Here is an 18,869-nt window from a genome sequence, read left to right as displayed (position 1 = left end):
TCAAGCCTTCTTTGGGTTTATTCTTCTGCTTCATATTCTGTAAATTGACTATTGTACAAGTCGGCGTAGAAGCCACCTTGCGCCATCAGCTCCTCATGGTTAGCTTGTTCGATGATATTGCCATCTTTCATGACAAGAATCAAGTCAGCATTACGAATAGTTGACAAGCGGTGGGCAATGACAAAGGAAGTTCGCCCCTCCATCAAACGGTCCATGGCTTTCTGGATCAATTCCTCTGTACGGGTATCAACCGAAGAGGTTGCCTCATCCAAAATTAGGAGTGGCGCATCTTTCAGCAAAGCACGAGCAATAGTCAAGAGTTGTTTTTGTCCGACAGACAAGGTCACTGTATCGTCCAAGACGGTATCGTAACCATCTGGTAGGGTCATAATAAAGTGGTGAATCCCTACAGCCTTGCTGGCTTCCATCATCCGCTCATCGCTGATGCCCGTTTGATTGTAGATGAGATTTTCTCGAATGGTTCCTTCAAAGAGCCAAGTATCTTGCAAGACCATTGAAAAGGCATCGTGTACTTCCGAACGCTTCATATCCTTGGTATCCACACCATCAATGCGGATACTTCCCTTATCTATCTCATAGAACTTCATCAAAAGATTGACAATGGTTGTCTTACCAGCTCCAGTCGGTCCAACGATTGCGACCTTTTGACCTGCATGAGCTATCGTAGAAAAGTCATGGATGATGGTGCGTTCTGGTGTATAGCCAAAGGACACATGATCAAAGACCACTTCCCCTCTCATGCCAGTCAATTGTTTTTCCTTATGGGATTCATCCTGCATCTCAGCTTCACCTAGAAATTCAAAGACACGTCCCATGGCTGCACTCGCTTGTTGTAAGCTGGTAATCCCTTGGGCAATCTGTGACAGGGGTTGGGAGAAGGTCCGTACGTAAACCATAAAGGCTACAATAACCCCGATAGTGATATGCCCTTCTAACGCTAGCGCGGCACCAACGATGATGACCAAAACATAGCTAAAATTCCCAACAAAGAACATGGCTGGCATCATGATACCAGAGATAAACTGAGATTTCCAGATGCTGTCGTGCAAGTTTTGGTTTAAACCTGCAAATCTCGCTTTGGAGGTGTCTACTGCGTTGTAGCTAGTTACAACATTGTGTCCCGAATACATTTCTTCTACGTAACCATTGACAGCCGCCAAGTTGTTTTGCTGAGCTCTAAAGTACCCTTGTGACTTAGCCATAATTACGGAAACTGCCGCAAAACCAACAAGGGTTGATACAACGGTTACCAATGCCAAAATCCAGTTCATCCCAAACATGGTCACCAAGACAGCAATCAACAAGAAACTAGCTGAAAGAACTGTCCCTAGACTTTGGTTGAGAGATTGCGCTGCTGTATCCACATCATTAGTCACACGAGATAGAGTGTCCCCTTGCGAATGACGGTCAAAATAGCCAAGGGGTAAACGATTGATCTTTTTAGCGATTGCCGTCCGCAAGCGCTTTGAAAAATGTTGGATACTTGTTGAAAAGATATAGGCCTGTGTATAGTTAAGGATAGCACCAAGTACATAGAGAATCACTAAAAAGCTAGCAATACTTGAAACAGCCTCTAGGTCAATTCCCGTCATCAAACCATCTGAAATCAAGTTGGTAATTTCTTTAATCTTGGTTGGTCCATAAACAGTGATGATGCTTGAACATACAGCTGCTACAACCGCTACTAGTAGGGGAAGTTGGAGACCTGCTAGAAAAGGTTTATAATATTTCCAAAAAGACATTTTCTTATTTTCCATGTTCCAATTCCTCCTTCGATAGTTGTGAGTAGGCAATTTCTTGGTAGACTTCATTGGTAGCTAGAAGTTCCTTGTGGGTGCCTTGCCCCACGACTTTTCCTTGATCCAAGACTAAGATCAGATCAGCATCCATAATGGTAGAAATCCGCTGCGCTACGATAAGTTTGGTCATGGATTTTGTTTTCTCAGCTAGCTCTTGGCGTAGGACACGATCTGTCTTGTAGTCCAAGGCTGAGAAAGAGTCATCAAAGATGAGAATCTCTGGTTTACGAGCCAAGGCACGCGCAATGGCCAAACGCTGTCTTTGACCTCCTGAGAAGTTGGTTCCGCCTTGAGCCACTTCTGATGCAAGTCCTGCTTCCTTATCCTCGATAAAGGTTTTAGACCGGGCCAATTCTAGAGCTTGCCACATAGCAGCTTCGCTTAGAGGAGTTTCTTTGCTCTTACCAAAGTTCAAGTTCCCCTTGACATCTCCAGAGAAGAGTACAGCTTTTTGTGGAATATAGCCGACCTTATTGCGCAAATCTTCCAAGTCATAATCTTGCACATTAACTCCGTCCACTAGGATTTCTCCATCTGAAACGTCGTAAAAACGTGGCAAGAGGTTGACTAGAGTGGACTTACCTGATCCAGTCGATCCGATGAAGGCTACGGTTTGACCCGCTTCTGCTTTGAAAGTGACATGTTCCACGACTGCTTCAGAGTTTTTAGAGTAGCGGAAAGTCACATCACGAAATTCCACTTGCCCTTGAACTGAAGGGTCCGCTGTCTGTGCATGACTAGGATTTTCAATAGAAGAATGCAGATCCAATACTTGATTGATACGTCCTGCCGAAACCAAGGTACGAGGAAGAACGATAAATAGTGCTCCCATGAGAAGGAAGCCCATCACGACCTGCATAGCATAGGACATGAAGACCACCATATCACTAAAGAGTGGCAGACGTTCTGTCAAACTTGCGTCGTTGATGATATAGGCACCAATCCAGTAAATAGCTAAACTTAGTCCACTGGAAATTGCCATCATGATTGGGTTCATAATCGCCATCAATCGATTGACAAAGAGATTAAGACGTGTTACCTCATCGTTGGCTGCTTCAAATTTCTTATCTTGGTAATCTTCCGCATTGTATGCACGAACAACTCGAATCCCAGTCAAACTTTCACGAGTGATGCTATTGAGCTTATCTGTCAATTTTTGGATGACAGATTGTTTTGGAAAGGCCAGAGTCATGAGAACGGTGGTCATCAAGACATTGACAATAACAGCCACAACGACCGCCCAGAGCCAGTATTCCGATTTTCCAAGGATTTTTCCAATGGCCCAGATAGCCATAATCGGCCCACGAGTAACCACTTGCAAGCCCATGGTAAAGAGCATCTGTATTTGGGTAATATCATTAGTCGTCCGAGTCAAGAGACTTGGGATTGAAAAACGTTTGATCTCTGTCTGCGAAAAATCCAAAACCTGATGAAATACATCAGTGCGTAGATGGGTTGTATAGGATGCTGCAACGCGAGCGGTAAAGAAACCAACCATAACAGATGAAAAGAAAGCCAATAAAGACAAACCAATCATCTTCGCAGCTGGTGACCAGAGTTCACCCAACTGCGTTCCAGACGTTCCGAGTAACTCTGTAATTTGTGAAATGTAGGTCGGTACCTCTAACTCGAGATAGACCGAGAAACAAGTGAAAAGAATCGTAAGGACAATCATCCCCCACTCTTTTCCTGTAATACGTTTAGCGAGTTTCTTCATTCTCTCCTCCTATCTTTTCTACATTTGCTTGCAATTGCCCGAGTACCTTTTCAAAGATTGCCAAGTCTGACTTTGAAACCCCCTCTAGCAGACTCTGATCAATCCGATCAAAAAATTCCTTAACTTCTTGCATCTGCGAACGCGATTTATCCGTCAAGCGAACAAACTTTGCCCGCTTATCACTCGGGCTGGCCTCTAACTCGACCAAACCATTTTGTACCATGCGCTTGACTAGATTACTCGCAACAGATTTAGTAATATTGAGTTCCTGCTCGATATCCTTAATTAAGACCAGATTTTCAGACTGTTCTTGGCAATCTAAAAAACGCAGAACCTGCCCCTGCGGTCCACCCATAAATTCAATGCCACATCGCTTGGCTTCTTTCTGTACCATCAGATGAACCTGGTGTCCAAAGCGTTTAAACATCAACATTGGCTTGTCCATGATTGCTCCTTTCTCACGATTGAATATAGTTCTCAGGAGAACTAATTAAGTTTCCATGAGAATTATTTTATCACTTTCAGAAGAGATGTCAAGAAAAAAGTTTCCTAGAGAACTATTTTAGTTTAAATTGACACTAGGCAATATTTTTTATATAATAAGCACTCACTACTGTGGATAGAAATCCATTCACTTGATGAAGGGAGAAAACGTTCAAATGAAACCAGAAGAACAAAAAGTTTTAGGGATTTTAGCAACCATTTTTGGATCCATCGCACTTTTAGGATCTTGGATCCCGTTTATTAACTATCTATCGTTTTTCATCGCTATTGTCGCTTTGATCTTAGGTATTATCGGACTTATCGCCAATCTCAAAAAACGGAAAACAATGGCCATTATCGGAACATCCCTCGCAGTTGCTTCTATTATACTCTTCCTTACGACCCAAATGTTGTATGCTAATGTCTACAAAGAGTTTGTCAGAGAGTTTAATCGTTCCTATAGAGAAGCTAGCTCCTCAATGGAACGCGACTTGACAGATGATACCATTGATTCACTCCCTGAAGAGGAGGAAGAAGACGATACCTTCACTTGGACCCAAGAACAGTTCGACGCTTTAATCGAAGGTGACCTTGATAACAAAGGAAAAGGTGGTACCAATTACAAGGATATTATCAAAAAACACGGACTGCCAGACTCCGAGTTTGATTCAATCATTGAGGGCTACGACACAAAGAAAATTACCTATATTGGCATTGATGATAGAATCAAGACCGTTACTCTAACCTTTGTAAAACAGGATAATGGTCAACTCTTACTAGTTCATAAAATAGCTGTAGGCCTAGGAGAAAGCCAGCAGCAAAGAGATTCTGGTTCCAGAATCTAATCTCAAATATAAAAAGCGAACAGCTAGCAAGTCTGTTCGCTTTTTTATTAGAATCCATCGACATTTGTGTAGATCTTTTGGACGTCCTCATCATCTTCAAGAACGCTGTAAAGTTTTTCAAAGGTTTCAAGGTCTTCACCTGACAACTCAACTTCTGACTGAGGAATCATTTCCAATTCAGTAACTTGAAATTCTTCGATGCCAGACTCACGAAGGGCAATGATAGCCTTATGAAGGTCTGTTGGAGCTGTGTAAACAGTGATTGTTCCTTCTTCTGCTTCTACATCATCCACATCAATATCTGCTTCAAGCAACAATTCAAAGATAGCATCCGCATCATCACCAGCAAATACGATCACACCCTTGTTGTCAAAGAGGTAAGAAACCGAACCTGAAGCTCCCATGTTTCCGCCATTTTTACCAAAAGCAGCACGAACGTTCGCAGCTGTACGGTTGACGTTTGAAGTCAAGGTATCCACAATCAGCATAGATCCATTTGGTCCAAATCCTTCGTAACGTCCTTCTGTAAAGGTTTCATCTGTGTTCCCTTTTGCCTTATCGATAGCCTTATCAATAACGTGTTTTGGCACTTGCGCTTGTTTAGCACGATCGATAACGAATTTCAAAGCAGTATTTGATTCTGGATCTGGTTCTCCTTTTTTAGCTGCTACATAGATTTCTACACCAAATTTTGCATATACTTTAGAGTTAGCTCCATCTTTAGCCGTTTTCTTGGCTACGATATTGGCCCATTTACGTCCCATTAGGAATCTCCTTTTTTCACATTTTAATCTTTCTTATTATAACACAAGTCTAGCTGATTTTCACTAGAGGAAATGGATTTTCTTTTGCAAAGCAAGCTAGGATTCCCCTCCGACTGCCACGATTTTCTTTCCTTCTTTTATCCAAGGGTGTCGGGAAAGGGAGAAGTAAAGTTGGAGGGTCATCACAACCCAGAGTAGCGGTTCACAGAGAATAACACCTGTATAGCCTGTCCAAGGAATAATCCAAGCTACGAAAATAATTTTCCCAAACAACTCGATAAAACTAGATACGAGGGGCAAAAGTTTTTGGCCTAGTCCCTGCAAGCTATTTCTATAAATCAATAAAAGACTTAAAAATGGATAAAATACAGAACTGATACGTAAGTACAAGGTCCCGTTTTCTACCAAGTAGCTGTCTGTCGAACTTGCTAGGAAAGAAACTAGGCTAGGACTGGCAAAAAATAGGAAAATACAGGCAAGGGCTGCCCAAGACATACTCAAATAGCTCCCTAAACGAAGACCTTGGACAATACGTTCGGGACGTTTTGCACCAAAGTTTTGAGAGATAAAAGTCGTCATCGATGCTGAAATAGCCGTCATTGGTAATAAGGCAAAGGCCATGATTCGCCGTGCTGCCGTTTGAGCACTGATAATGACTGCACCAAAACTATTGACAGAGGATTGCAAAATGACACTCCCGATAGAGACGATTGACCCCATCAGACCCATGGCTAGTCCTTGCTCTAAGAGATCCACATAGAGATCCTTATTCCATTTGAAATGTTTGAGACCCGGAAGAAGCTCTGGAACACTCTTACGAATATAAAAATAACAGAGGATTGCTGACAAACCCTGCGAGATAATGGTTGCAAGACCCGCAGACTGAACTCCCAGATGCAGTTGCGTAATAAAATATAAATCCAAGATCACATTAACGATAGCTGAAAAGATAAGAAAAGCAAGAGCCGCAAGGCTATTGCCAATCGAACGCAGTAAGCCTGCAAAAAGATTGTAAGCAAAACTAACCCCTACACAGGTAACAATCATGGAGATGTACTCATAGGATTGAGGAAGGATTTCTACAGGTGTCTCTAAATATTGTAAGAGTGGATAAAGACCGAAGAAGCCTATCAGCATGACAAGAGCACTCAGGATGGCACCCAGAATCCAAGTTGCTGCAACAGCTTCTTTAATCTTAGCAAAATTACTAGCACCGTAAAGACGAGCGATGACAACTCCCATCCCATTTCCAACTCCGAGGGCAAAGCCGATAATCAGATCAAAGATAGCCGTCGTTGCTCCTACTGCTGCTATGGATTCTTGTCCAAGGAACCGCCCTACAATCAAGACGTCAGCTGTATTATATAGTTGTTGGAAGATATTGGACAACAGAATTGGAAGGGCAAAGCTCAAAAGTGAGGGAAGAATGGAGCCATGAATCAGGTCCACTGTTCGTTTTTTATTCATAAAGATATTATATCAGCTTTCCAGAGGACTGACAAGATTCTTTAACGAATCCTGAAATCAATTGCTTACAGAGAGACAATTTGCTATAATCAAGAAAAGGAGGTCATTTATGAGTTTGACCAGTCAATTAATAACCGATGTGTTTCAAGATCTTGATAAAGTTGAAAAGCTAAATAACGAAGCTTTCCCCGAGGAGGAACGAGTCCCTCTTTCTGAGTTTTTGCGCTATCAGAACCGAGATGACGCCCACTTTTTTGCGTTTTATAACGAAGAAGAATTTGTTGGCTTTGCTTTTTCCATCTCCAACCAAAAGGCCTTCTATATTAGCTTTTTTGCCATCATGCCTCACTTAAGAAGTCACGGGTATGGGAAGGAAATTATCGACAAACTAACTGATTTTTACCAGCGGACCATGTTGCTTGAAGTGGAGCGGTTGGATGAAGAATGCGATAACTTGGAACAAAGAAAAGCTCGTATGAGCTTCTATCAACAAAATGGCTTTGAAACAGCTAACGCTTTTCTAGAGTATGATGGCTTGAGTTTTGAAATTCTCTACCGCGGTGACCATTTCGACGAGGAAGCCTATCGCGACATCTTCCAAAAATTACAAGATGAACATTATTTTGACTTTCATATCAAATACAGACGCTTTAGTGATCATTAGTTGTTTCAAGTAAGAGAAATCCAGAGAATTTTCTCACGATAAAACGCATAATATCAAGGTTATGAATACCTGATATTATGCGTTTTTATAATTTTGAAAACTTTCCCTAGCTTTATCTTTAATCTTCAATTTCGATTTCAAGCTCATCGCCTAGGTCAAGAGTTACTTCTTCATTCACAGAATCTGCTTGAGCTGCGTCATCTTTTTTAGTTTCAACACCTTCTACAGAAGCTTCTTTTCCATCAACCAAACCAAATTGAACACGGACTTGATGGTCAATTTCATCAAAGATTTCTGGGTGATCTGCCAAGTATTTCTTAGCATTTTCAGAACCCTGCCCGATTTTCTCATCCTTGTAAGAGTACCAAGCCCCTGCTTTTTTGATGATATCTAAATCGCTTGCAATCTTCAAAAGCTCCCCAGTCTTAGAAATCCCTTCTCCGTACATGATTTCAACGAAGGCTTCCTTAAATGGTGGAGCTACCTTGTTTTTCACGACCTTGATTTTAGTTTCTTTACCGACATTGGTGTCTTTCTGGTCACCGGTTCCCTTGATTTGCGTGCTTCCACGAACATCCAAACGCACTGAAGCGTAGAATTTCAAGGCACGTCCACCAGGAGTTGTTTCTGGATTTCCAAACATGACCCCAACTTTTTCACGCAATTGGTTGATAAAGATGGCAATTGTTTTGGTTTTATTGATAGAAGCACCGAGCTTACGCATAGCCTGGCTCATCATACGAGCCTGCAAACCAACGTGGCTATCACCGATATCTCCATCAATTTCCGCACGAGGTACAAGGGCAGCAACTGAGTCAACCACGACAAGATCAACTGCACCTGAGTCAATCAATTTTCCTGCAATCTCAAGACCTTGCTCTCCTGAGTCTGGTTGTGACAAGAGCAATTCATCAATGTTGACCCCAAGGGCCGCAGCATAAGCTGGATCAAGAGCATGCTCCGCATCGATAAAGGCTGCAATACCACCTTCTTTTTGCGCTTGTGCAACTGCATGAAGGGCAACTGTTGTCTTACCAGATGACTCTGGTCCATAAATTTCAATGATACGCCCCTTAGGATAACCACCTGAACCAAGGGCAATGTCAAGAGCCAAAGAACCTGAACTCATCACTTGCACCTTTTGCTCAGCACGTTCACCCAAACGCATGATTGATCCTTTACCAAAGTCTTTCTCAATCAATTTAAGAGCGTCATTCAAGGCTTTTTCACGTTCTGCCCCGAATTTTTTTGAAATTTCATCTAATTTTTTTGGTTTTTTCGCCATTCTATTCTCCTACATTCTAATGGTCCTCAGACCTATCTACCATTATATCAAAAGTTAGTCACTTAATAAAGCCTTGCGAACTAGGTTAAAGGCATGCATAACCGCAATGTGACGTACATCTGCTCGGCTTCTACCTCCAATATTCACCTTGATAACCTCAGTTCCTTTCTCTTGCGCCAATCCTATGAAGACTGTCCCAGCTGGATGCCCTTCTAGACTGTCTGGCCCTGCTACTCCAGTCAAACTAAGGCCAAAATCAGACTTAGTCTTGATTCGTGCTTGCTCAGCCATCTTCTGAGCTGTAAATTCAGACACCACACCATGTTCTTCCAAATCCTTGACAGGAATATCCAACATTTTTGATTTTTCCTCCAAGCTATAGGTCACAAAACCACCCTTAAATATACTTGAAGCTCCTGAAAAATCCGCTACATTGGCTTGGAAAAGCCCTGCCGTCAAACTCTCTGCTGCCGTGATGGTTTTCCCTTGCTTTTTCAGTTCTTCTACCACAATGCTGGCCAAACTAGTCTCTTCGCCATAACCGTAACAAAGTTCTCGTAAAGAAATTCCTTCAAAGGTCTGACAATACAAGATTTGGTTTTCTAAGATATCCAGCGCTTGATTCGCCTCTTCTTGACTGCTAGCCTTTGTTGACAGACGCAAGGTTACTTCTCCTGTCTTGGCATAAGGGGCCAAGGTCGGATCAGTTTGATTATCAATCAAATCAGCCAAAATGGTCACCAACTGACTTTCGCCAATCCCAAAGAAACGAAGAACTCGGGAATACAGTTTGCTACCTGTCATCAACTTGGGTAAAAGTTGGTTTAAGACCATAGGTTTCAATTCACTTGGCGGACCAGGAAGGACGATATAGGTCACTCCTTCGACTTCTAGCACTCCCCCCACAGCCAGTCCTGTTTCATTCGGTAGTGGAGTCGCTCCTTCTACAATTTGGGCTTGTCTTTCGTTATTCGGTGTTCGGGCATAGTCTGGTCTCTGGGCAAAAAAGACATCCAACTTCTCCTGAGCCTGATAATCGAAGACTAATTCTTTTCCTAAAAATTTAGCTAACGTTTGTTTGGTTAGGTCATCCTCAGTTGGCCCTAAACCACCTGTCAAAATCACCAGACTGCTACGTTGACTAGCAATCTCAAGCAAAGACAAGAGACGAGCTTCATTGTCTCCTACAGCCGTCTGAAAATAAACATCTACCCCAATCTCTGCTAGTTTTTCCGATAAAAACTGAGCATTGGTATTGACAATCTGTCCTGTCAAAATCTCTGTTCCAACAGCAATAATTTCTGCTTTCATGCTTCCTCCTACCTATCTATTCGTATTTTTTTGAAAAAATCGCAGGAAATTTCCCACGATTGATTTTTTTATTTATAGTAAGAAAGTTAATTATCTTCGTCACCAACAGGTGTTCGTCCAAATAAATCTTCAAATAAGACAACATTTGTTTCGAGTTTAGTAACCTCTTCTTGTCCCAAAGAACGTCTCAAAAGATTCTGCATTTCCAACATGTGGTTTCTCGTAACAATTTGATAAGAAACGCCTTGTAGCATCTCCCCTTCACCCTTCAACTGTTGTGTTTCAATAGTTTTAAATGAATCTTTATAGCCCAACAAGCTCGGAATACTTTTCGCAGACAAATCAATATTCGTCTGCATATTAGTACTTAGGGCTTTTAAGATAGACTGATAGTGACTGACACTATTTAAACTAAGAACTTTTTCAACAACTTTTTGAATGACTTCACGCTGACGCTTTTGACGACCATAGTCTCCTTCTGGGTCTTGATAACGCATGCGTGAATAAACAAGCGCTTCTTCTCCATTTATTGTCTGCTCTCCAACACCGATAGAAATGGTGTTAAATTCTTCTTGGTCACTGATAGAGATTGGGAAACCTAGTGTATTATTAACCGTAATACCTCCCACTGCATCGACTAATTGTTGCAATCCTTGCATATTAACCATAATGTAGCGATCGATATGGATATTCATCATCTTTTGAATTGTTTCTATAGCAAGTTCTGCTCCACCACCAGCATAGGCAGCGTTTAGCTTCGCTTCTTCAATACTACCATCTTTATGTTGAATTTTAGTCAGAATATCACGTTCCAAACTCAACATCATGGTTTTCTTAGTATGTGGATTGACAGTCAAGAGAATCATGGAATCACTATTTCCAGCCCACTGATCTGTACGCTCTACATTCCCAGTATCAACCCCCATCAACAGAATGGTCAAAGGTTCAGTTGCTTCGATAACCTTGGTTTCTTCTCCAATTTTTTTATAGGTCTTTGATAAGGTTTGTGTGCCTTGCTGATAAATAGTATAAGCAAAAACACCGACACCTAAAACTGTCACAGCTAGAAAAGCTAATACCATTCCAATAATTTTTTTAACCATATTTCTACTAATCTATCAGTTTACCCATCAAGTAAACATCGATAAATTTCCCTTCTTCAATATATGCTCCACGCTCTTGGCGACCTTCAATTATAAAGCCATGCTTTTGATAAAGATGGACTGCAGCTTGATTACGAGTTTGGACAGTCAGTTGGAGACGACGCAGAATGCCACTTGCTTGTGCCCATTCTATCGCTTCTTCTAGCAAAAAACTTCCCAGTCCATTATTCCAATATCTTTTTCCAATCACAATGAAGAGATCTCCAATATGACGGACTCTCTTGCGCTGGTCAGCTGTAACATTTACAATACCAGCAATTTTATCATTTAAGAATGCAAGTAAGGTTATCTGATTGTCCGAACTAGCTTGCTTGCTGAGGAATATTTCCATCTCCTCACTGGTCAAGAGAATACCATCTCCGTCTAAGCTGGTAAAATCTGTCTCCAAACTCACACGATTTAAAAAGGCCACTAATTCAGCTGCATCTTTAGACTCTGCTTCTCTAATGAGCAATTCATACTCCATGTTGAAGCTCCTCTAAAAGCTTTTCTGCACGCAAACCCTTTGCTTGGAAATTTAATCTGCGACCGTCTTCTTCTTTTAGAATTTCCAAGTCTAAATAAGTATCTGGCAAGGCATCTCCTAAGAGATTGCCCCACTCGATAACAGTTACGCCACCACCAAAGAGAAACTCATCCAAGTCAATAGAATCAGCATCCCCCTCGATACGATAAACATCTAAATGGTAAAGTGGAAGACGCCCCTCATACTCTCTTACGATAGTATAGGTTGGACTTTTAATCATTTGAGAAATCTGTAATCCTTTTGCAAGTCCTTTAGTAAAGGTCGTTTTACCTGCGCCCAGTTCTCCAGTTAAGATTAAAACGTCATTCTTTTCTAATAGATGACCCAAGCGTTCCCCTAAGGATTGTAGCTCTTCTTCATTTTTTGTGTACATATTCTTATTATACCAAAAACTTTTCTTTTGTGTCTATTTTCCTGCTAAACTTATACTCAATAAAAATCAAAGAGCAAACTAGGAAGCTAGCCGCAGGTTGCTCAAAACACTGTTTTGAGGTTGCAGATAGAGCTGACGTAGTTTGAAGAGATTTTCGAAGAGTATTACCATCATAACATCCATAAAAACAGGATTTCTCTAAAAGAAAATGAGCGTAGCAATGACCAATACAAGATCTCGGAAAACATGACCATAAAAGGAAACTTCCTTTTTAACAGAATTTGGGACAAGATAGGCTGCAAAAAAACAAACCCAGTCCAATATAAATCAGAAGTGAGACAATGGTCATTGGATTTTTTAAGAAAAGAAGTGTTGCTATAATAGTCACCAACACTGTCTTTTTTCTGTCTAGCATAGCAAGTAAATCGCGCATGTATTTTTTCAAGGGTAAAAAAATCAGCAAATCTAGCCCAAACAGGAAAAAGAAGGATGGCAATAAAAAGTCAACTAATTCTTGCTGCAGCGTATTTTTGATGAACAAGTTGTCTGACAAGACAAGAACAGCTCCTAACAAATTAATTAAGAGTAACATACTGTAAAAAAGCTTCACCGACTTCTTACTGGCTAGGACACTATGGACTTCTTGCTTACGGGTATAAAGATAATTTACTCCAGCACAGATTCCTGAAACGAAGACCATACTTCCGATGAAAAAAGCTGTACTTTGTTTAAAGGACAAGATGCATTCTTTCCATAGGAAACAGCTACTCAAACTGATTTGAATTAAAGCTAACAAAAATAAGATTCTCATTGATTTCATCTTTTCTCTCCCTCCCTACCAATCATTATACTAGGAGAAAAGAGAGAACTGTTTCCAATCTTCTCAAATGTCTCTTTAAGACGCTAAACAAACACCAGAGATTAATACTCAATAAAAATCAAAGAGCAACCTGCGGCTAGAGCTGACGTGGTTTGAAGAGATTTTAGAAGAATATAAACTTGAAATAAGACTGATAGTATTAATTTCACTATCAGCCTTACAGGTTATTTAACGTTTCAGAAAAACTATAATGTCAAGATTAACTAAACAGTATCTAATTCCTTCAAATAATTTTCTATCTTCATCAACATTAAAGGATTGTTATAAATCTTACATAACTCTCTTGCTTCTATATAATAATTTTTGACTTGTTCTTTGTCTAGAAATTTGGCTCCAGCATTTCCTACAAGAATAAGTAGGGGAGCCAGTTGGTAGCTTGTCTGTCTTTGTTTACAGAGTTCAATCGTCTCAAGAGCTTCTTGGATGGCTTCGTTATATTTTTCCTTTGACACTAGGTAGTGAGCGTAGTTGTAACGAACTCTGATGTAGCCAAATAAAAACTCTTGATGCTCAAAATTTTTTGTCTGATATAACTCCATCAAATGAGAGTAGTTTGCCTCATATTCTTGTTCACGACCCACTAAGGAATAGAAATTAGATAGAGTATTCAACACCTTTAAATAAATCAGAGTATTTGAGGAGACTTTTAATAATATATTTTCCAATGAAGAAATAGCCTCACACTTACTGTCATATTGATAGAAGTCAATAATAGCTTTAATCCATTCAAGGTAAGTTCGGTCTTCTAGTGTTAGAAAAGTACTTCGTTCAATCTCTATTCTATAAATATATTCTAAATTGTCATAATTTCTGTCATCTAATAATCGAGCAGATAATTGCTTGAAATTAGAGAGGTTAGATTTAATTTCAATTTGTTCATTAAAAAAATAATCTAATGGTACTTCAAGTCGTTGTGAGAGTTTGAACAAAAGGTCTGCGGAGGGAATGAAATGCCCTCTCTCAATTTTACTAATCTGGCTTTGTTCACAAATTCCTTCTGCAAGAGTTTGTTGGGAGAGTCTCAACTCTTTTCTTTTCAATCTGAATTTCTCTGCGAGTGTATTCATTAAAGATAATAAACCTTCCTATTTGCTTAATTTCATTATAAAATTTTTAGTTCAAAATAGCAAGTTAAAGAAATAGATAATTCTCAATGGAAATAATAAGAAAAAAAAGTTCAAAATATAATAAAAACACTTGACTAAATAAAATATATCTGTTAGAATAAAAACAAGGAAAAAGAAAGGGGTTTCATTGCATGAGAAAAAAACGTGGAATTAAAAAATTAGTTACATTTGCATTGCTAGGTGTTTTTATGTTTAGTAATACAATTCCTTACCAACAGTTTATTCAGAAGAATAAACAATTGGAGATTCGAGTGCAATCACAAAAGAAGTCCAATGGTCTTGATGTTGGGAAGGCTGATTGATTTCGTATTACTTTAAAATTCAACTATTTAGAGAAAGGTATTCTGATGAGAGCTTGTAACAATACCAGATAGATATAAGAATGGAGATGTTTGATAAAATGCTTTCATAGCTAACCAACTGTTGAAAATTATGAGTTACAAAATCTAAAGTATTTAAGATTAGTTTATAAAATTAGGTCTCTGCCTGTAGAAAGGAACGTGCAGTTAGAAAGGAGGAAAAAATAGGATACTATAATTCAGACTGAGATTTCTAATTAAAATATGTAGTTGCATTTCGCTCATTTTCATAATATTTCATTTAGAGGAGTAATAATATGTTAAAATTTAGAAAAGTAGTTGCATCATCCCTTGCCGTTTTGGCATTTAGTTTGGCTCTTCCTGTTTTGGCAGCTTCTCACCGTGGTGGCGAGTGGACCTATGGAGGTCATCATGATCCATATAATTGGGGAGCATTTTCGAATTATTATCATGGTTCAGAGTATCACTGGGCCTATGTTGGAAGTAATGAACGTGACAATCAAAAAACAGTTTATGCAGGAGCACATAGTACGGCCTATGCGTTTATTAATACAAATTTTGGGGAGCAAATTACATTTGATGCGGGATGGTAAAGAATAATTGAAGAAGATTCTTTTATCAATAGTTTAGTAAGCTTGTTAGTTTATAGAGGGCAGTGGTATTTCTGTCCTCTATTTTAGAATAAGGAATGCACTATGAAAAAATTATTTATACTCATATCCAACCTGCTTGCTAGTTTGTTCTTTGTTTGGGTATTTACCATTTGGACTGATACATATGTCTCCCATTATTACCCCAACGTTGTTGTACATGATTCTTCCCCTGAAACAACTTTTCAGCATGTTGCTACACGCTTGGAAAAACTAGCAGAAGAAACGGATAGCTTTATTGCGATTCAACACCAGGATCCTAACTCAGAAGGTACTCCAGTGTTTTCTTATACGACCTTTGGGAACGGAAAGTTGCCTGATGGGCTACAGGAAAAAAATCTAGAAGATGCTCAAAGTAGTAGTGTTGAAACAAACTATTTTGTATTCGATGGAAACCTAGATATTCACTTGCTAAGGGAGGAGCTAAGTCAACTTGGCTTGACTAACATGCACCTGACAATTCCATCTAAACTATCTACGTTAATGGCTATCTTTAGTAACGGATTTCAGTTAATCAGTCTATTGATTTTCATCTTAACCTTTGGAGCACTGACTTTAATTAGTCAAATTAGCCAATTACGTTCGTCGGGCATTCGCCTCATTTCAGGAGAGAAACGGTGGTCCATTTTCCTTAGACCAGTTGGTGAGGATTTGAAAGGGATAGCTGTTGGTTTCAGTTTAGCTGGCGTGCTCGCCATTCTTATGCAAAAAATTCTGTCGCTTCCAACGCAATCCCTAATGACCATAGGAGCAGGCTTGCTCTGTTATAATCTCATCTTGTTGTCGATCTCCCTGTTTTTCGCTCAACTCTTCGCAGTTGGGATAAAAAAGATACACCTGATGCAGATTATAAAAGGGCAAGTGCCTGTCAGAGGAATCATTAGTTTGATTTTAATCGGTCAACTATTAGCGATTATTATTGTAACGCTGGGAATAGGGAGTAGCTTAAAGTATTCCCAAGCCTGGCAACAGCATCGGATTGGACAAGAGGCTTGGAGCCAGGAAAGGCAACTGATTACCCTATCAATCAGCCGTGAAGGAACGAGTCCTGGTTTTGCTGAACAAGCTCAAAGGAAACTCAGAACTTGGTATCAATTGATGGATCTGGCTGTTTCAGAACAAAAGGCTTTCTTATCTAGACACCAGTTAATTGACCGTACTTTGCAAAATGGCATGGCTTCCTCCAAAAACTTTATAACCTCTACAGAATGGCACGATTACAACCCGAATGGCAATGTCCTTATCGTCACACCGCAATACTTGGAGCGTCAAAACATTCCTGTAGATACAACTATTGAGCAAAAGATGAATCACCTTGATGTAGGGGAGTTTGTCTTATTGTTGCCTGAACACCTCCGTTCAGAGGAAGAACATTATAAATCTGTTTTTGAAGACGACTTAACCAGTCGTATGTCTAGTCAAGATGAACGACAGCAAATGACTGCTACGGTAGGTTATTTGGAATCAGGTCAGGATCGTTTTGTGTATAATACGACCCCTATTTCTTACCAGCAGTTTTTGAAAGATCCAATCATCATTGTTATAACACCCCAATCAACTGGTCCACAGTCCGTTTTGTTTTGGGTAGACACAGTACAGAACTACGTTCTCTTTAATCAATTGTCTGATGCCCAGGAGCTTATCCAGAGACAAGGCATTGAAAATTGGGTCTCAGAAATGCAAACAGGTTACCACAACTACATCACATTATTGGATAATATCCAGAGGGAACGTTGGGTAATGCTAGCAGGAGCTGTGCTTGGGATTGCAACTTCAATCTTGTTGTTTAACACTATGAATAGGCTCTACTTTGAAGAATTTAGACGTGCCATTTTTATCAAACGCATTGCAGGTCTCAGGTTCTTAGAAATCCATCGCACTTATCTCTTTGCTCAACTGGGTGTGTTTTTACTGGGATTTGTTGCGAGTGTATTTCTTATGGTAGAGATAGTAGTTGCTTTCATAGTCTCGTTACTCTTTACTGGTCTATCTCTTTTACAGTTACATGTCCAAATGCAGAAAGAAAACAAGATGTCCATGCTTGTTTTGAAGGGAGGTTAATATGATTGAACTTAAACAGGTGAGTAAATCTTTTGGAGAACGAGAGTTATTTTCGAATCTTTCAATGACATTTGAGGCTGGAAAAGTCTATGCCTTAATTGGTTCAAGTGGTAGCGGAAAAACAACCTTGATGAACATGATTGGGAAATTAGAATCTTATGATGGGACGATTTTTTACCGAGGTAAAGACCTGGCCAATTATAAATCGAGTGATTTTTTCCGTCACGAATTGGGCTACCTCTTCCAGAACTTTGGCTTAATTGAAAACCAAAGTATTGAAGAAAACCTTAAGCTAGGTCTCATTGGTCAAAAGTTGAGTCGGTCGGAACAGCGGTTGAGGCAGAAACAGGCTTTAGAACAGGTCGGCCTGGCTTATCTTGACCTAGATAAGCGCATCTTTGAGTTATCGGGCGGAGAATCGCAACGGGTTGCCTTGGCAAAAGTTATCTTAAAGAATCCACCCCTTATTCTGGCAGATGAGCCAACAGCTTCAATAGACCCAGCAACCTCTCAGTTGATTATGGAGATTTTGCTATCTCTTCGAGATGATAATAGGCTAATCATTATCGCAACACATAATCCGGCAATTTGGGAGATGGCTGATGAAGTGATCACGATGGATCGTCTAAAATAAAAATCCTTGTTTTTAATTGCACGATGAGTTACTGAAATATTATCATGAATCAATAATTGGAGTTGATTTAGAATTGTACTTTATTAATATTGAGGTAACTTTTTCTTGATAAAGGAAGAAATAGTGGAGAGGAAGTTAGATTGAAAAAATTCGACAATTATATTATTGAGAAGCCTTGCGATTCTAATTCAGATAAACTGCAAAAAATCTTAATAATTGAAAGTTTGGTAGATGATATTTTGCAATTTTCTCTCAGAATCAATAATAGTGTAGGAGAGATTTTCCTCCTACAACCATTTCAAAAGAAAACTACCTTTATTCCATGTTATTTTGAGGAAGATATTGTGAAAGTCAAAGATGATGATGAAGTTGAGTGAGATTTGTTAGAATTTCAAAAATTTAGAGCATTTTTGGCTTAGTAATCTGTGTTGAAGGCTCAAAATCTATGGTAAAAAAGTAGCTTTGAAAACGTATTACCTCCAAAGATTTAGTTAAATAATGATTTAACACAAAAAGAAATTATTGAAGTTCTGGAAAGATGTTGTTTCAGTATTGAGAAAAGATGGGAAAAACTTGCGATTTTCACAGAGAAGGGAAGAAAAAGTATAGAAATATAGTCAATGGAAACAAGAACAGGACAAAAGAACCTTTTGTGCCATATTTATAATTCATTCCTTTCGTTTCACTCAAGGCACAACACTGAATGAAAAAGTGCTGTGCTCTTTATTTTGATTTATAATTAAACTGAGAAGACCTATCACTACTACAAATCACGGGGA

The 18,869-nt window shown here is 39.5% G+C and carries 18 protein-coding genes and 1 pseudogene; 7 read left to right on the top strand and 12 right to left on the bottom strand.

All coding sequences use genetic code 11. The annotated features are described in order from the left end of the window. Positions 1–17 precede the first annotated feature (17 nt). From FGQ53_RS04645 to FGQ53_RS04635, 3 genes are read right to left on the bottom strand one after another with little or no spacing between them, the layout of a single operon-like run. The gene (locus tag FGQ53_RS04645; protein ID WP_138336135.1) at positions 18–1,778 is read right to left on the bottom strand and encodes an ABC transporter ATP-binding protein; all 1,761 of its coding nucleotides are present in this window, start codon (positions 1,776–1,778) and stop codon (positions 18–20) included. Then, positions 1,768–3,537, bottom strand: coding sequence for an ABC transporter ATP-binding protein (locus FGQ53_RS04640; RefSeq protein WP_138336133.1), 1,770 nt, complete (start codon positions 3,535–3,537; stop codon positions 1,768–1,770). Before FGQ53_RS04640 ends, FGQ53_RS04645 begins: the two co-directional genes overlap by 11 nt. After that, on the bottom strand, positions 3,521–3,982 hold the full coding sequence (locus tag FGQ53_RS04635; protein WP_138336131.1) for a MarR family winged helix-turn-helix transcriptional regulator: 462 nt from the start codon (positions 3,980–3,982) through the stop codon (positions 3,521–3,523). Before FGQ53_RS04635 ends, FGQ53_RS04640 begins: the two co-directional genes overlap by 17 nt. 193 nt (positions 3,983–4,175) lie before the next feature. On the opposite strand from FGQ53_RS04635, the gene FGQ53_RS04630 reads away from it, so the two are divergent. Further along, entirely contained in the window at positions 4,176–4,865 is a 690-nt protein-coding gene (locus FGQ53_RS04630) for a CD20-like domain-containing protein (protein ID WP_138336129.1), read from the top strand. A 47-nt stretch (positions 4,866–4,912) separates the two neighbouring features. On the opposite strand, the gene FGQ53_RS04625 is transcribed toward FGQ53_RS04630, so the two are convergent. Both FGQ53_RS04625 and FGQ53_RS04620 read right to left on the bottom strand, forming a co-directional pair. Further along, a complete protein-coding gene (locus FGQ53_RS04625; RefSeq protein WP_125840970.1) occupies positions 4,913–5,629 on the bottom strand; it encodes a YebC/PmpR family DNA-binding transcriptional regulator in 717 nt (238 codons plus the stop codon). A gap of 96 nt (positions 5,630–5,725) precedes the next feature. Further along, the gene (locus FGQ53_RS04620; protein ID WP_138336127.1) at positions 5,726–7,096 is read right to left on the bottom strand and encodes an MATE family efflux transporter; all 1,371 of its coding nucleotides are present in this window, start codon (positions 7,094–7,096) and stop codon (positions 5,726–5,728) included. A 109-nt stretch (positions 7,097–7,205) separates the two neighbouring features. Between FGQ53_RS04620 and FGQ53_RS04615 the strand changes: the two genes are divergently transcribed. Next, positions 7,206–7,760, top strand: coding sequence for a GNAT family N-acetyltransferase (locus tag FGQ53_RS04615; protein ID WP_138336125.1), 555 nt, complete (start codon positions 7,206–7,208; stop codon positions 7,758–7,760). 118 nt (positions 7,761–7,878) lie between these two features. Here the strand turns inward: FGQ53_RS04615 and recA are convergent, their stop codons facing one another. The 7 genes and pseudogenes from recA to FGQ53_RS04575 all read right to left on the bottom strand — a co-directional run bounded on the left by recA (position 7,879) and on the right by FGQ53_RS04575 (position 14,365). Then, positions 7,879–9,045 carry a recombinase RecA gene (gene recA, locus FGQ53_RS04610; RefSeq protein ID WP_138336123.1) on the bottom strand — a complete coding sequence of 389 codons (1,167 nt, stop codon included), beginning with the start codon at positions 9,043–9,045 and terminating at the stop codon, positions 7,879–7,881. Positions 9,046–9,099: 54 nt separating this feature from the next. Further along, on the bottom strand, positions 9,100–10,356 hold the full coding sequence (locus FGQ53_RS04605) for a competence/damage-inducible protein A (RefSeq protein WP_138336121.1): 1,257 nt from the start codon (positions 10,354–10,356) through the stop codon (positions 9,100–9,102). An 86-nt stretch (positions 10,357–10,442) separates the two neighbouring features. Beyond that, positions 10,443–11,459, bottom strand: coding sequence for a biofilm formation/cell division transcriptional regulator BrpA (gene brpA / locus FGQ53_RS04600; protein ID WP_138336119.1), 1,017 nt, complete (start codon positions 11,457–11,459; stop codon positions 10,443–10,445). Between the two features lie 7 nt (positions 11,460–11,466). Beyond that, positions 11,467–11,985 (bottom strand): GNAT family N-acetyltransferase, encoded by a 519-nt coding sequence (locus FGQ53_RS04595; protein WP_138336118.1) that lies wholly within the window; start codon positions 11,983–11,985, stop codon positions 11,467–11,469. Continuing rightward, a complete protein-coding gene (gene tsaE, locus FGQ53_RS04590) occupies positions 11,975–12,418 on the bottom strand; it encodes a tRNA (adenosine(37)-N6)-threonylcarbamoyltransferase complex ATPase subunit type 1 TsaE (protein WP_138336116.1) in 444 nt (147 codons plus the stop codon). The genes FGQ53_RS04595 and tsaE overlap by 11 nt, the downstream gene beginning before the upstream one ends. Before the next feature lie 198 nt (positions 12,419–12,616). After that, a pseudogene (locus tag FGQ53_RS04580) lies at positions 12,617–13,238 on the bottom strand (hypothetical protein). 263 nt (positions 13,239–13,501) lie between these two features. Next, entirely contained in the window at positions 13,502–14,365 is an 864-nt protein-coding gene (locus FGQ53_RS04575; RefSeq protein ID WP_050219958.1) for a helix-turn-helix domain-containing protein, read from the bottom strand. A 191-nt stretch (positions 14,366–14,556) separates the two neighbouring features. Between FGQ53_RS04575 and FGQ53_RS12135 the strand changes: the two genes are divergently transcribed. From FGQ53_RS12135 to FGQ53_RS04550, 5 genes are all read left to right on the top strand, one after another. Further along, positions 14,557–14,727 carry a PhrA family quorum-sensing system peptide gene (locus FGQ53_RS12135; RefSeq protein ID WP_001227862.1) on the top strand — a complete coding sequence of 57 codons (171 nt, stop codon included), beginning with the start codon at positions 14,557–14,559 and terminating at the stop codon, positions 14,725–14,727. 314 nt (positions 14,728–15,041) lie between these two features. Beyond that, complete coding sequence (locus tag FGQ53_RS04565; RefSeq protein ID WP_138336112.1) at positions 15,042–15,338, top strand: lactococcin 972 family bacteriocin; 297 nt, start codon at positions 15,042–15,044, stop codon at positions 15,336–15,338. Between the two features lie 102 nt (positions 15,339–15,440). After that, positions 15,441–17,456 (top strand): bacteriocin-associated integral membrane family protein, encoded by a 2,016-nt coding sequence (locus tag FGQ53_RS04560; RefSeq protein WP_138336110.1) that lies wholly within the window; start codon positions 15,441–15,443, stop codon positions 17,454–17,456. A gap of 1 nt (position 17,457) precedes the next feature. Then, positions 17,458–18,090 (top strand): ABC transporter ATP-binding protein, encoded by a 633-nt coding sequence (locus FGQ53_RS04555; RefSeq protein WP_022524923.1) that lies wholly within the window; start codon positions 17,458–17,460, stop codon positions 18,088–18,090. 140 nt (positions 18,091–18,230) lie between these two features. Further along, the gene (locus FGQ53_RS04550) at positions 18,231–18,467 is read left to right on the top strand and encodes a competence protein ComA (protein ID WP_138336108.1); all 237 of its coding nucleotides are present in this window, start codon (positions 18,231–18,233) and stop codon (positions 18,465–18,467) included. The last annotated feature ends 402 nt before the right edge of the window (positions 18,468–18,869 follow it).

Source organism: Streptococcus mitis, assembly GCF_005844455.1.
Lineage (GTDB): Bacteria > Bacillota > Bacilli > Lactobacillales > Streptococcaceae > Streptococcus > Streptococcus mitis_BF.
The sequence above is the reverse complement of the archived record's forward strand: the minus strand, read 5'-3'. Positions and strand labels throughout refer to the sequence as shown.

Excerpts from the sequence above, each read along its gene's own strand:
- FGQ53_RS04620 (WP_138336127.1), bottom strand. The coding sequence starts at position 7,096 with ATGAATAAAAAACGAACAGTGGACCTGATTCATGGCTCCATTCTTCCC.
- recA (WP_138336123.1), bottom strand. The coding sequence starts at position 9,045 with ATGGCGAAAAAACCAAAAAAATTAGATGAAATTTCAAAAAAATTCGGG.
- tsaE (WP_138336116.1), bottom strand. The coding sequence starts at position 12,418 with ATGTACACAAAAAATGAAGAAGAGCTACAATCCTTAGGGGAACGCTTG.
- FGQ53_RS04625 (WP_125840970.1), bottom strand. The coding sequence starts at position 5,629 with ATGGGACGTAAATGGGCCAATATCGTAGCCAAGAAAACGGCTAAAGAT.
- brpA (WP_138336119.1), bottom strand. The coding sequence starts at position 11,459 with ATGGTTAAAAAAATTATTGGAATGGTATTAGCTTTTCTAGCTGTGACA.
- FGQ53_RS04575 (WP_050219958.1), bottom strand. The coding sequence starts at position 14,365 with ATGAATACACTCGCAGAGAAATTCAGATTGAAAAGAAAAGAGTTGAGA.
- FGQ53_RS04560 (WP_138336110.1), top strand. The coding sequence starts at position 15,441 with ATGAAAAAATTATTTATACTCATATCCAACCTGCTTGCTAGTTTGTTC.
- FGQ53_RS04615 (WP_138336125.1), top strand. The coding sequence starts at position 7,206 with ATGAGTTTGACCAGTCAATTAATAACCGATGTGTTTCAAGATCTTGAT.
- FGQ53_RS04645 (WP_138336135.1), bottom strand. The coding sequence starts at position 1,778 with ATGGAAAATAAGAAAATGTCTTTTTGGAAATATTATAAACCTTTTCTA.
- FGQ53_RS04630 (WP_138336129.1), top strand. The coding sequence starts at position 4,176 with ATGAAGGGAGAAAACGTTCAAATGAAACCAGAAGAACAAAAAGTTTTA.
- FGQ53_RS04640 (WP_138336133.1), bottom strand. The coding sequence starts at position 3,537 with ATGAAGAAACTCGCTAAACGTATTACAGGAAAAGAGTGGGGGATGATT.
- FGQ53_RS04595 (WP_138336118.1), bottom strand. The coding sequence starts at position 11,985 with ATGGAGTATGAATTGCTCATTAGAGAAGCAGAGTCTAAAGATGCAGCT.
- FGQ53_RS04555 (WP_022524923.1), top strand. The coding sequence starts at position 17,458 with ATGATTGAACTTAAACAGGTGAGTAAATCTTTTGGAGAACGAGAGTTA.
- FGQ53_RS04635 (WP_138336131.1), bottom strand. The coding sequence starts at position 3,982 with ATGGACAAGCCAATGTTGATGTTTAAACGCTTTGGACACCAGGTTCAT.
- FGQ53_RS12135 (WP_001227862.1), top strand. The coding sequence starts at position 14,557 with ATGAGAAAAAAACGTGGAATTAAAAAATTAGTTACATTTGCATTGCTA.
- FGQ53_RS04565 (WP_138336112.1), top strand. The coding sequence starts at position 15,042 with ATGTTAAAATTTAGAAAAGTAGTTGCATCATCCCTTGCCGTTTTGGCA.
- FGQ53_RS04605 (WP_138336121.1), bottom strand. The coding sequence starts at position 10,356 with ATGAAAGCAGAAATTATTGCTGTTGGAACAGAGATTTTGACAGGACAG.